The 12,687-nt window shown below is 44.1% G+C and carries 11 protein-coding genes; 5 read left to right on the plus strand and 6 right to left on the minus strand.

The features are described 5' to 3' along the window. Positions 1-259: 259 nt before the first annotated feature. Positions 260-3,313 (minus strand): leucine--tRNA ligase, encoded by a 3,054-nt coding sequence (locus D2U88_RS10000; protein ID WP_119640399.1) that lies wholly within the window; start codon positions 3,311-3,313, stop codon positions 260-262. An 89-nt stretch (positions 3,314-3,402) separates the two neighbouring features. Between D2U88_RS10000 and D2U88_RS10005 the strand changes: the two genes are divergently transcribed. The 5 genes from D2U88_RS10005 to D2U88_RS10025 all read left to right on the plus strand — a co-directional run bounded on the left by D2U88_RS10005 (position 3,403) and on the right by D2U88_RS10025 (position 6,864). Then, on the plus strand, positions 3,403-4,281 hold the full coding sequence (locus D2U88_RS10005) for a cell division protein FtsX (protein ID WP_119640401.1): 879 nt from the start codon (positions 3,403-3,405) through the stop codon (positions 4,279-4,281). A 9-nt stretch (positions 4,282-4,290) separates the two neighbouring features. Continuing rightward, a complete protein-coding gene (locus D2U88_RS10010; RefSeq protein ID WP_119640403.1) occupies positions 4,291-4,554 on the plus strand; it encodes a DUF3098 domain-containing protein in 264 nt (87 codons plus the stop codon). Between the two features lies 1 nt (position 4,555). Beyond that, entirely contained in the window at positions 4,556-5,350 is a 795-nt protein-coding gene (locus tag D2U88_RS10015) for an undecaprenyl-diphosphate phosphatase (RefSeq protein WP_119640405.1), read from the plus strand. A gap of 30 nt (positions 5,351-5,380) precedes the next feature. After that, on the plus strand, positions 5,381-6,070 hold the full coding sequence (truB, locus tag D2U88_RS10020; protein ID WP_119640407.1) for a tRNA pseudouridine(55) synthase TruB: 690 nt from the start codon (positions 5,381-5,383) through the stop codon (positions 6,068-6,070). Between the two features lie 74 nt (positions 6,071-6,144). Then, a complete protein-coding gene (locus tag D2U88_RS10025) occupies positions 6,145-6,864 on the plus strand; it encodes a hypothetical protein (RefSeq protein ID WP_119640409.1) in 720 nt (239 codons plus the stop codon). Here D2U88_RS10025 and D2U88_RS10030 read toward each other — a convergent pair. From D2U88_RS10030 to D2U88_RS10050, 5 genes are read right to left on the minus strand one after another with little or no spacing between them, the layout of a single operon-like run. Further along, positions 6,847-7,506, minus strand: coding sequence for a thioredoxin family protein (locus D2U88_RS10030; protein ID WP_147378575.1), 660 nt, complete (start codon positions 7,504-7,506; stop codon positions 6,847-6,849). The genes D2U88_RS10025 and D2U88_RS10030 overlap by 18 nt on opposite strands. A gap of 60 nt (positions 7,507-7,566) precedes the next feature. Then, positions 7,567-8,982, minus strand: coding sequence for a TolC family protein (locus D2U88_RS10035; RefSeq protein ID WP_119640414.1), 1,416 nt, complete (start codon positions 8,980-8,982; stop codon positions 7,567-7,569). After that, complete coding sequence (locus D2U88_RS10040; RefSeq protein WP_119640416.1) at positions 8,966-10,321, minus strand: HlyD family secretion protein; 1,356 nt, start codon at positions 10,319-10,321, stop codon at positions 8,966-8,968. The genes D2U88_RS10035 and D2U88_RS10040 overlap by 17 nt, the downstream gene beginning before the upstream one ends. 5 nt (positions 10,322-10,326) lie before the next feature. Then, positions 10,327-11,994 carry a peptidase domain-containing ABC transporter gene (locus D2U88_RS10045; protein WP_119640650.1) on the minus strand — a complete coding sequence of 556 codons (1,668 nt, stop codon included), beginning with the start codon at positions 11,992-11,994 and terminating at the stop codon, positions 10,327-10,329. Beyond that, a complete protein-coding gene (locus tag D2U88_RS10050; RefSeq protein ID WP_119640418.1) occupies positions 11,987-12,673 on the minus strand; it encodes a TetR/AcrR family transcriptional regulator in 687 nt (228 codons plus the stop codon). The genes D2U88_RS10045 and D2U88_RS10050 overlap by 8 nt, the downstream gene beginning before the upstream one ends. Positions 12,674-12,687 lie beyond the last annotated feature (14 nt).

Below are 12,687 nucleotides of genomic sequence, written 5' to 3' on the forward strand. Positions count from 1 at the left end.
AGGTGAGCAAAAAAAACAGACTGGAACAGAAAAAATCGACAAAAAGCAGGGGGTAGTGGTCAAAAAACATGTTTTTTAACATATATACCCCTTTTTTTAATGGGGTAATCTCTTTTAATAAATTTTTATTTGACTTGACCCCTATTTTTTTAGGGGTATGTGTCATTAAAAATAAAAAAGCATGCCGATTGGCATGCTTTTTTATACGTTTAGTGAAAAATTTTTAATAAAAATGGACTTCAATTCATAGATCCAAAAACTATCCCACGATATTTACAATCTTTCCGGGGACCACAATGACTTTTTTAGGAGCACGACCCTGCAACTGTTCTTGGGTCTTTTCATGGGCCAATACCGCTGCTTCAATAGCCTTACTGTCCATATCCGTTGGGAATTCCAACTTGAACCGCATCTTGCCATTAAAGGAAATGGGGTATTCCTTGGTGCTCTCCACCAAATATTTTCCTTCAAACTTGGGAAATGGAGCTTCCGCAATGGATTCCGTATGACCCAATCGCTCCCAGAGCTCTTCGGCAATGTGGGGTGCATAGGGCGATACCAAAATGGCCAACGGTTCCAAAATGGATTTGCTGGTACATTTTTGGGCCGTGAGTTCGTTCACACAGATCATAAAGCTGGACACCGAAGTATTGAAGGAGAAGTGTTCGATGTCTTCTTGTACCTTCTTGATGGTCTTGTGCAGTGACTTTAAATGTTCCGCGGTGGGTTCTTTGTCCTCGATGGTTTCAAATAGACGCCATAGTTTCTTCAAGAAGGAAGATACGCCAGTGATACCTGCCGTGTTCCAAGGTTTGGATTGCTCCAATGGGCCCAAGAACATTTCATACAACCGAAGGGAATCCGCCCCGTACTCCTCACAAATAGCATCAGGGTTGACGACATTGTATTTGGATTTGGACATTTTTTCGACTTCTGGATATGTTTTAAATTCTTTTGATTTCCCGGAAAACAATTCTGTGAATTTGCCTTCCAACCAAAATCCCCCAGGCACAACAAAGATGGAATCCTTATATGACTCATTGGTTTTTCTATAACCCTCGATATCCAAAATATTGTTATCTACATAATTGACATCAAAACGATGAGGTATTACCTGATTATAGGGGACAGCATATTCTCCTTCTTTGTATTCGTCAAGATATTCATAATCAGAACTGAAGAAAACATATTTCACATCTTCACCATAATACTGAAACTTATCTAATTCTCCGTTTTCGTTTTCTTTAACCAAGAAAATAATATTTGACGCTCTCTTTCCTTCAGATCCACTTTCAGTCTTATATCCAGAAACATACGCTTGATTAACCGAGGCTTGATTAGCAAATTCTGAAGTCCCCGTAATCATCCCTTGGTTGATCAACTTTTGGGCATATTCGTCCTTGGGCACATAGCCCATATCGAACATGAACTTCTGCCAAAAACGGGAATACAACAAGTGGCCCGTAGCGTGCTCGCTACCTCCTATGTAGAGATCCACATCTTGCCAATAGTCAATGGCTTCCTTGGAGAAAATGGTCTCGTTGTTTCGGGGATCCATATACCTATTAAAGTATTGGGAGCTTCCTGCCCAACCCGGCATGGTGTTCAATTCCAAAGGAAAAACATTAACATGGTCAATAAGATCATTGCTAACCACTTCCGCCTTGAGGCGGTCCCAAGCCCAATGGGTAGCATTGCCCAAGGGCGGTTCGCCTGTTTCGGTGGGAAGGTATTTTTCCACTTCGGGCAATTCCAACGGCAAATGTTCCAAGTCGATCATCTGCGGCATCCCATCCACATAATACACGGGGAAAGGTTCCCCCCAATACCGTTGACGGCTGAACACCGCATCCCGAAGGCGGTAATTCACTTTCCCCTTGCCTTGACCTATTTTTTCCAGTTCTGCAATGGCTTTTTTGGTGGCTTCTTTATAGGAAAGTCCATTCAAAAAGTCGGAATTGGCGATAATGGTCGTGGCCTTGTCGGCAAAAGCCTCTTCGGAAATATCCACCCCCTCAAAAATGTTGGGGATGTCCAAATTGTAATGTTTGGCAAAATCATAGTCGCGTTGGTCCCCACAAGGAACGGCCATCACGGCTCCTGTTCCATAGCTGGCCAAAACGTAGTCGCCAATCCAGATCGGAATGGGCTCCTTGGTAAATGGATGCTCAGCATACGCTCCTGTAAAGGCGCCGGAAACCGTTTTTACATCGGCCATACGATCCCGTTCGGAACGTTTGGCGGTAGCCTCCACATAGGCTTCCACCTCAGCTTTTTGTTCTGGCGTGGTAATTTTGGCCACCAAATCATGTTCTGGGGCCAAGGTCATAAAGCTCACCCCAAAAATGGTATCAGGGCGGGTGGTGAAGACTTCTATTTCAAATGGTAAATTTTGAGTTTTGAGTTTTGAGTTTTCATCTTCTAACTCAACATTTAACACTTTAAACTTTACAGAAGCCCCTTCTGAACGACCGATCCAGTTGGTTTGGGAATCCTTCAAGGGTTGTGGCCAGTCGATGTTGTCCAGACCGTCCAACAAACGCTGGGCATAAGCTGTAATGCGCATGCTCCACTGCGTCATTTTTTTACGGATCACTGGGTGTCCCCCTCGTTCCGAAACGCCGTTTACAATCTCATCGTTGGCCAAAACGGTCCCCAAAGCCGGACACCAGTTTACTTCGGTATCCGCCAAATAGGTCAACCTATATTTTAGAAGGATTTCTTGCTTCTCCTTTGCTGAAAAATGGTTCCACTCCGAAGCAGAAAAAATGGGGGTGTCATCATCACAAGCAGCTTGCACATTGGCATTCCCTTCTTTTTCAAACACGGAAACCAAGGTTTCGATATTTTCCGCTTTATCGGATGTTTTATTGTACCACGAATGGAACAATTGGATAAAAATCCATTGTGTCCATTTATAATATTGTGGGTTGGAGGTACGCACTTCTCGGCTCCAATCGAAAGAGAAACCTAATTGATCTAACTGCTCCCTATATCTTTTGATGTTGTTTTCGGTAGTAATAGCCGGATGCTGGCCGGTTTGGATGGCATACTGTTCCGCCGGCAAACCGAAGGAATCATACCCCATGGGATGCAACACATTGAAACCCTTATGTCTTTTGTAACGCGAATAGATATCCGTGGCAATATAGCCCAGCGGGTGACCCACGTGCAATCCTGCCCCCGAAGGATAGGGGAACATAGACAATGCATAAAATTTGGGTTTATCGGAATGGTTAGAAGCCTTAAAGGTTTCATGCTCTGCCCAATACTTCTGCCACTTGGCTTCAATTTCACGGAAATTGTAGTTCATGCTGATCACTTTTATTTTCGAGTTGCAAAAATAGGTTTAATCCCCTAAATACAATTTACTTTTCTATTTTTACGTACTGATTCCACTATATGAGCCAATATATTGAAAGATATCAGCGAAGAAAACTGATCTCCTCCTATTTTTCCGTGGTTTTGAGTATTGCCTTGGTCCTTTTCCTGTTGGGCGTACTGGGACTTTTGGTGTTGAACACCAAAAAGTTGGCAGACCATTTTAAGGAGCAGATTACTATTTCGGTCTTTTTGAAGGACAATGCAAAACCTGTGGAAATAGATCAACTACAGAAAAGCTTGGCCTTGGCCGAATACACCAAGTCAGCAGAATATATTTCCAAGGAAGATGCCGCAGAGCAATATAGCGAGGATATTGGGGAAAATTTTGTGGAGTTTTTGGGGTACAACCCACTTCAAAATTCCATTGATGTGCATTTAAAGGCCGATTTTGTTTCTCCTGAACAGATTGAACAGATTTCTGGTGACCTGGCTTCCAAAACCTATGTGGAAGAAGTAAGCTACGACAAGCCCTTGATTGAACTGCTGAACGACAACGCCCGAAAAATTAGTCTTTGGATATTGGTAGCCAGTGCCCTTTTTACAGTGATAGCGGTATTGCTCATCAATAGTTCCATTCGACTTTCCATTTATTCCAAACGATTTATCATCAAGACCATGCAAATGGTAGGGGCTACCAAAACCTTTATCAGAAGACCTTTTATCTGGACGAACATCAAACTGGGAATGGTAGGAGCTGTGGTGGCCTTGATCGCTTTGGGCATTTTGATCTATTACATCAACAAGAATTTTCCCGAGTTGGACCTGTTCAATGAATATGTGACCCTTATCTTTTTGTTTGTCGGGGTCTTTGGTTTGGGAGTGGTCATTTCGTGGGCAAGTACCCATTTTGCCACCCAACGTTTCCTTAACTTGAGGACCGATGATCTTTATTATTAACTTTGCGGCATGAGCAAGAAAAACAAGAACGATCAAAAACCCAACAAGGAGTTCATTTTTCAAAAGAAAAATTACCTTTTCCTCTTTATCGGCATTGCCTTTATTGCCTTGGGCTTTATTTTGATGAGTGGCGGCGGGAGCGATGATCCCAACGTATTCAATCCGGATATCTACAGTTTTAGAAGGATTCGATTGGCACCGACCTTGGTGCTCATCGGTCTGGGCATTCAGGTATACGCCATTTTGTTGAACCCTAACAAAAACAAGGAATAATTTGGAATTGATCGATGCTATCATCCTTGGAATCATTCAAGGGTTGACCGAATTTTTGCCCGTTTCCTCCAGTGGGCATTTGGAATTGGGAAAAGCGATTTTGGGAGCCCATGCCATGCCCGAAGAAAGTTTGTTGTTTACCGTAATTCTTCACTTTGCCACCGCTTTGAGTACCATTGTGGTGTTCAGAAAAGATATTCTCGGAATTTTTAAGGGACTTTTTCAATTCAAATGGAACGAAGAGACCCAGTTTTCCCTGAAAATCATCATTTCCATGATTCCAGCCGCTTTGGTCGGACTCTTTTTGAATGATTTTATTGAAGTATTTTTTGATGGTGCCATCGTCATCGTGGGCATCATGCTGATCATCACCGCCTTTTTGTTGTACTTGGCGGATTTGGCCAAAACAACGGATAAAGGAGTTTCATTCCGAAGTTCCTTTGTAATTGGAATGGCACAAGCCGTTGCCATATTGCCGGGAATTTCCCGAAGTGGGGCCACCATTTCCGCAGCGGTATTGTTGGGAGTGGACAAGGGCAAATCGGCTCGCTTTTCTTTCTTGATGGTCGTGCCCCTTATCCTAGGAAAAGTAGCCAAGGATGTGATGGGAGGCGAAATCAATTTCCATGGAGATCAAGCCGTGGCTATGGGTGCAGGATTCATCGCAGCTTTTATTGCCGGTTTGGCCGCTTGTACCTGGATGATTAAACTGGTTCGCCAAAGCAAACTCACCTATTTTGCCATCTATTGTTTGATCGTTGGGTTGATCGCCCTTGCGTGGAGTATCTGGGGATAGATTTTTATCTTTGCCCAAACCCCAAAGCCTTTGAAAACCGAAGAAGACTTTTTGAACGGTCAAATCATTTTGATCGACAAACCTTTGGAATGGACTTCATTCCAAGCCGTGAATGCCCTAAAATGGGCCATTCGGAAAAAATTCAACCTAAAGAAGTTGAAGATTGGGCATGCAGGCACCTTGGATCCATTGGCCACAGGTCTGTTGGTCATTTGCACGGGTAAATTCACCAAAAAAATTCCTGAACTGCAGGGACAAATCAAGGAATATACGGGCACTTTTACTCTGGGAGCCACCACTCCTTCCTATGATCTGGAAACCGATGTGGACCAAATTTTTCCAACGGAACATCTTACGGAAACATCCATCCGAAATGTCCCCAACCAATTTTTGGGGCAAATAGAACAGGTACCTCCTGTGTTCTCCGCCTTGAAAAAGGATGGCAAACGTTTGTATGAACTGGCCAGAAAGGGAGAACAAGTGGAAGTGCAGGCCCGAAAAATAGAAATATTGGAATTTGAAATCACTAGAATCGACCTACCAGAAGTGGATTTTAGAGTGGTGTGCAGCAAGGGCACCTATATCAGGTCCTTAGCACATGATTTTGGAAAAGCATTGGGTTCAGGGGCCTATTTATCGGCCCTCCGAAGAACCAAAATAGGGGATTACAACGTAAATAATGCTACCACCCCCTTGGTTTTCAAGGAAGAGCTGGGGTAAAAGGCATCTTGCACTATTTTTGCTCGGATGCTGAGGATAAAATATTTTTGGAAAAATGCGGTTATAGTTAGACCATGAACCTGAACAGAAGCCAATTATCGCTTATTATCACCTTCTTCTCCATGTCCATCGTGGTTTTGTTGCTATTCAGCATCCACTTGGGGGGAATGAAGGAGGATGAATATGTTATTGAGATGAGCTTGGCCGACGAGGACATTGAAAAACTGATTCAGGAAGAGGAACAAAAATTGGAGGAACTGGCGGCCAACAACGACCCCATCAAAAGTCATATGGCCTTCAACGAAACCGCTAAACCTACCATAGGCAATCCCGAGCCTCTTAAAACCCTGGAAGAACTTATGGAAGAAAGAGCCATGAACAGTGAGACCGGGGAACCTGGAGAGGATGCTGCTTTTTCAGACCAATTGAAAAAATTAAAGGCAGAGCGGGACGAGAAAAAACAAAAATTGGGCGAACGGGATGCCCAAAAAGAGGAATTCACCAACTACCTCAAGGAAAGGCGTACTTCCATATCCTTTTCTTTGGTAGACCGAAATTCTTATTACCTGCCTCCTCCCATCTACACCTGTATTGAAGGTGGCAAAGTGGTCATCAACATCAAAGTGGATGCCAACGGATATGTGACCGAAGCTGATTTTAATGATAAAAGTTCCGGAACGAGCAATGGCTGTTTGGTGGACAACGCTATCAAGTATGCCCTTCAGGCCCGTTTCAGTGCCAGTTCCAAAAGCGAACAGATAGGCACGATCACTTACCTATTCCAAAGCAAGTAATTCAAAAATTTCTTTTAGGGTGCTTTCTCCGCGGTCCTTATTGTACCACACTTGGAGTTCCTGCTTGCAGGCATCGGTCAGTTTTCCATGTTCTATTTTACAGGTTTCGACCATTTCGGCGGCACCTTGCGGTCTTGGGCCCCATTCTCCCACAATTTCTTGGTTCTTACCATCCAACACAATCACTTTGGGAATGGATTGGGTTCCGTTGGTCAAAAATGCTTCCATGAGTTCTGGGTTCTCATCACGCAAAACCACCTTTAGGGATATTTTTGAACTGGATTCAGCAATTTTGTTCACAACGGGCAAACTAGCGGCTGCATCACCACACCAGCTTTCGGTGATGGCCAAAAATATCAACTCCCTATCCAACTTGGATAATTTTTGAAGGGCTTCTTCCGGTAGCTTGAAGGTCTTGTCCCAGCGGCTCATGCGGCGGTCGTTCAGCTGTGTGAAATTTATCCGGGGTTCGGATTGCTCCTCTCCAGTTGTTTTTCCAGTTAGCGCATAATCATGGACCATATCCCGATATTGGGGGCAATCCATTCCATTCAAAATACTTTCCTGAACAAGTTCCAATCTGTTTTTCTCCAAAACCTCCATAAAAATTTTTTTCAAAAGTAATTTGGGCAGGTTGCCCATTTGCTGACTTTTGTCATTGGTTGCCAATCAATCCCAATCCTTACAAGGCAGAATGGGTTTTTACAATGATTTTGGGTTAATGGCCAAACTCTTGAACAAGGTGGCCTTGGTCTTAAAAAATTTGTTCTCCATTTCGTTTTGCTTCAGATAGGCATCGATGAGCTTGCTCTCCCTAGAGTTGATGAGGAAAAGGGAACTTTCCCCAAAACTGAACTTTCTTTCCTCTGCGGCCAATAGCGTGGAATAATCCGTGACGATATCATCAATCAACTGGTTTTGTGCCACATAGGAATCCAGTTCCTTGTAAATGGCCGTAACCTTGTTCTGAATTTCTACCTGGGCATTGTCCCGTTCAAATTGGGCATCCTTCAACTTGAACTTGGCCAACTTTAGATCGCCCCGTTCCTTTCTCAAAAACAAAGGCAATTGAAAGGATAGACCTCCCTTATAGTTTTCCGTGATAAAGGAATTGAGATATTCTGGAGTATCGGTGATAAAATTGTATTCCACGTCTAACTTCGGGAGTAATTTGTTCGTCTTCAATCGCTTGTCCACTTGCAATCCTTCGATCTTATACTCCAAGGAAACCAATTTGGGATGGCTGTCCAAGTCGAAACTGTCCAAGGGCACGCCCTGTATTTCCAAGGTGGAGTCCACGTCCAATGCCATATTTTCATCTGGCCTTACCCCTTCCTGTAGTTCCACGGGAACATCCTCTATCCACAAGAAATTGGACAGTTCCAGGGATTTCTTCATCAGGTTTACTCTGGCCTGCTCAAATCCCAATGCACGATTACGAACAGCAATTTTGGCCTCCACGGTATCGATCATGGCCTTATCACCTGCCAAGGCACTCTCACGAACCCCATTGAACCGGATTTCGGCATTCTCCAAAAAATCCCGGTATACCTTGGCATCCTTATGGGCCTGGAGCCAATCGAAATAGGCCACAGATGCCCTGTAGAGTACTTCGTTTACTTGAAGGTCTTGCTCCGCTTTGGACTGCTCCCTAAAATACTTGGCTTTTCGCAAAGTGGCCATCCGTTCGTTGATCCAAAAGCCTTGGGCCAACGACATGGAAACTCCGGCACTGTACAAACCATCCTCGGGCAGTGTTTCATCTGGATTCAGGTAGTACCCCTCATTTTGTTGAAAATTTCCCTTCAACTCAATGCCAAACCAAGTAGGAATCTTGAACGTGGTGTTCAAACGGTCCCAATATTCGGTACCCTTAAACTCCTTTCGCTCATAATCCACTTCTATTTTTGGGTCGAAGCCTCCCCTGGCTTTCATCAGATTGGCCTGTCCCATGGCAATGTTCAGTTGCGCTTGTTTGGCCACGGGATGGTATTTTTTCACATAGCCCAAATATTCCTTGAAGCCCAACACCAACGAGTCTTGTTGGGCTTGGCCTTTAAAGGCAACCCACAAGAAAGCAACAAGGAATAAGCTGATTACCCTATTTCTTGGTAGCATCTGCACTGGTGTTTTGGGGTTGATAATAATTGGGCGGGAAACCATTGAGTTGACGCCAGAGTTCATACCAAATCGGGACATCTTCTAAAAGTGCCATGGTATTGGCACCTGAACCTACTCGAATATCCTTTGGCCATGGGGCTTCTTCCTCATCAGGGGCCAATAGCATTCGGTATTTTCCGTTCGGGCTGATGAAGGTTTCAATCGCCACTATTTTTCCTCCGAAGGTCCCGTAGGAAACATTCGGCCACCCACTGAACACAATGGACGGCCAGCCATCGAACTGAATACGAACCTTTTCCCCAACATGGACCAAGGGAAGGTCTATGGGATCTACATAGGTTTCCACAGCGATATCATAATCCGCCGGCATAATACCCACCAATTGGGCTCCCTCTTTAAAGGTTTCCCCAATCCCGGATTGTATGGCCTTGTTGATATAGCCACTTTGTGGTGCCCGAATATAGAGTAGACTGTTCCGCATTTCGTAATTGGTGTACTCATTTTCCAACTTGGTCACCTGTGCCTCAGAATCAAATTGGTTGGACTGTGCCGTATACAGGTCGCTCTGTGCCTTGGAAATCTTATCAGTATATTCCGCTTGTACCCGATTGATTTCTACTTGGGCATTAATGACGTCATTTTTACTGGTCAACAATTTGTTTTCCTGACTGATGAGCTTGGCTTGGGTCTCCTGAAGTTTTAGGCGTTTTTCTTCCACATCGGTAACCGCTTTAAGGCCTTCACCCTGTAATTGGACCACCCGATCATACTGTCGCTGCGCAATGGCGATATTGGTTTTGGCCGCTTCCAAATCTATGCTGTCACTCTGCACCTTCAATTTGGATTGGATCAGCTTGTTCTTGGCCTGTTCCAGTTTTAATCCCCTTTCCTGAGTCAATGCGGTAATCTGGGTTCCCAAGGCCTTCACCTTTTCTTGATAGGATGTAACCGCCATGGACTTGGACTTGATCTGCTGACCGGTACGTTCCACCAGATTGGGATCGAAATATTCACTCTTCACCTCGGAAATATGGAGGATCGTATCCCCTTTTTCCACATAATCACCTTCCCTTACGTACCACTTTTCAATACGGCCGGGAATAGGCGATTGAATGGTCTGGGGTCTCTGATCTGGGGTCAGGGTGGTCAAATATCCCTTACCGGAGATGTTCTGGGTCCAAGGCAAAAACAAAACAAAGAACATAATGATGGAAAACGCCGCCAAAAAACGGTTGAATTGTTTGTAATGCCTTTTGTGGAATACCTTTTTACCAGCTTTGTAGCCTGTAATGTCCACTTTTTCGTTCAACTTGCTATGTGAGGAAATGTTCAGCATAAATCTTAGTTTATATGGGTCAACCGACCGTTCTCCATTTTCACGACCTTCTTACATCGGCCGAGCCATTTTGGATTTTCGCTGACCACAACCAGGGCCCAACCATTGGATGGGTCGGCAAGGAAATCCATTATCCGCTCGGTTTCTATTTCATCGAATTGGTCCAGTGGATCCTTAAGGATCATCAACTTTGGCCGAATGACAATGCTTCTGGCCAACACAATCTTTTTGGAAATAAAATCTGGAATCTTTTTGCCTTCGGGATACAGAATGGTCTTCAACCCAAGGGGTTGCTCCTTGACGAATTGGGTAAGTCCTACCTTTTCCAACGCCCAGTACACATCTTCCATGGGGATTTCCCTGTTTCCGAAGGTAACGTTGTCCAAAATGGTCCCTTCGAACGGATATTCCTCGGTAAGGGCATGGCCCAGCAAAGACCTGTATTCCCTGAGGTTAATACCTGAAATGGATACGTTGTTCACAAAAATGTTCCCTTGATTCGGTTCTATGATTCCCGCAATCAGACGTAGCAAGGTTGACCTTCCGGAGCCTTTGGGGCCTTTGATCAATATGCGTGCTCCTGGATCAATGGTCAACGAAACATCATCAATGATTTTTTTGTCACGACCAGGCACCTTGTACACAATATTTTGAAGTTCCACGGAAAGGCCCTCTTTTCCTGCAAAGGGTGTTTCTCCGTCTAGAGGCTCCAATTCCTTGTCCACCACCTGACCCAATTTTTCCAATGAGGTGAGAAGGTCATAAAAGGTTTCCAATCCCATAATCATTTTCTCCACAGAGTTGATGACCAAAAGAATGATGATTTCTGCGGCCACAAACTGCCCTATGTTCATTTCTTGATCCAAAACCAATAGACCTCCGATCAATAACAGTCCTGCCGTTACCAACACCTTAAATCCTATCATTTGGATGAACTGCAGCACCAACACCCTAAAATGGCTTTCCCTAGCATCGAGATAATCGGCGACCAAGGCATCATTTTTATTAATGGCCTGTGACGTTTTCCCCGACAGCTTAAAGCTGATGATGGATCGTGCTATCTCCTGCAGCCAATGGGCCACTTTGTATTTCATCTTGGATTCCTCCAAACTGGTGTCCAAACCACGTTGTGCCGTAAACTTGAACACAATGTAGATGAGCAGGACCAACAACAACCCATAAATGATGAAGAAGGGATGGTAAAAGGACAGCAACAAAAGGCCAAAAACAATCTGCAACAAAGCGGCCGGAAAATCGATAAGGACCTTGGACAACGATTTTTGGATGGTCAATGTATCAAAGAAACGATTGGCCAGCTCAGGAGGGTAATAGTTTTTAAGCTCGCTCATCTTGATCTTGGGAAACCTGTAGGCAAATTCAAAAGAAGCACGGGTGAAAATCTTTTGTTGAAGGTTTTCAATGATCCGTATCTGCATCAACTGAAGGGTTCCTACAAATGCCACACCCAAGGTCACCAATACCACCAATACCACCCATGAGGTACTGACCCTTGCACCCTGTATCAAATTAATGATGGCCTGGATTCCCAAAGGCAGGGAAAGGTTTACCAATCCGGCAAATATGGCATAGTAAAAAATTTGAAAGATGTCTTTTTTGTCCAGGGCAAGCAAGCCCATCAACCGCTGCCACGCGGTGAGAATGTTTTTAGCCATTAACATTTAGGTTTAGTGTGCGGAATATCAGATCCGTAAAAAAATGGGTCGGTGTAACGGTCTCGTTACAATTGGTAAGCATGGGAAAATGTTCTTTTAAAAAATATTGATGAAGGGTGCCTTCTAAAATAGTACTGGCCAAACTCAGAGGGTAGGCATAGGTTTTATCCACAGCCACGATCATCTCGCTCAAACGGCTCACCAATCGCTTGCATACGATAAAATAACCGTTCTTATCCTCATCATTCAATTCCTTGACCAAATACGAATTGGAATACTCGTTGATGATGATCTTGTTCAGCACCACCTCGTTGATGTGTGAAAAAGCATTGTCCTCCTCCACATTTTGGGTCAGGACCTCAATGGCTTTGCTGAGTTTTTCCACAGGGTCCGAAATGCCATTGGTATCAAAGACCATCCGGTATTCCATCCATCCCCAATACCATGAGGCTAGATAGAGCAATAATTTGTGTTTGTTCTCAAAATACCGGTATATGGAACTTTCATTGGAATTAATCCTTGCCCCGAGCTTTTTGAAAGTGAAATGCTCAAACCCAATCTCATCGATCAACAATATACTTTCCTCCACAATTTTTTTCCCAAGGCTCGAAGATTCAGGGTCCTTGATGTACAACTTCTCGTTTATCCCAATCTTTAGGGTCTGCATCAACACATCCATTGGATTACTTTTAA

Source organism: Flagellimonas aequoris (assembly GCF_003584165.1).
Classification (GTDB): domain Bacteria; phylum Bacteroidota; class Bacteroidia; order Flavobacteriales; family Flavobacteriaceae; genus Flagellimonas; species Flagellimonas aequoris.

Bases quoted from the DNA above. Each gene is read 5' to 3' on its own strand.
- D2U88_RS10010 (WP_119640403.1), top strand. From the start codon at position 4,291: ATGAGCAAGAAAAACAAGAACGATCAAAAACCCAACAAGGAGTTCATT.
- D2U88_RS10030 (WP_147378575.1), bottom strand. From the start codon at position 7,506: ATGGGCAACCTGCCCAAATTACTTTTGAAAAAAATTTTTATGGAGGTT.
- D2U88_RS10045 (WP_119640650.1), bottom strand. From the start codon at position 11,994: ATGGCTAAAAACATTCTCACCGCGTGGCAGCGGTTGATGGGCTTGCTT.
- D2U88_RS10050 (WP_119640418.1), bottom strand. From the start codon at position 12,673: ATGGATGTGTTGATGCAGACCCTAAAGATTGGGATAAACGAGAAGTTG.
- D2U88_RS10040 (WP_119640416.1), bottom strand. From the start codon at position 10,321: ATGCTGAACATTTCCTCACATAGCAAGTTGAACGAAAAAGTGGACATT.
- D2U88_RS10005 (WP_119640401.1), top strand. From the start codon at position 3,403: ATGAGCCAATATATTGAAAGATATCAGCGAAGAAAACTGATCTCCTCC.
- D2U88_RS10000 (WP_119640399.1), bottom strand. From the start codon at position 3,313: ATGAACTACAATTTCCGTGAAATTGAAGCCAAGTGGCAGAAGTATTGG.
- D2U88_RS10035 (WP_119640414.1), bottom strand. From the start codon at position 8,982: ATGCTACCAAGAAATAGGGTAATCAGCTTATTCCTTGTTGCTTTCTTG.
- D2U88_RS10025 (WP_119640409.1), top strand. From the start codon at position 6,145: ATGAACCTGAACAGAAGCCAATTATCGCTTATTATCACCTTCTTCTCC.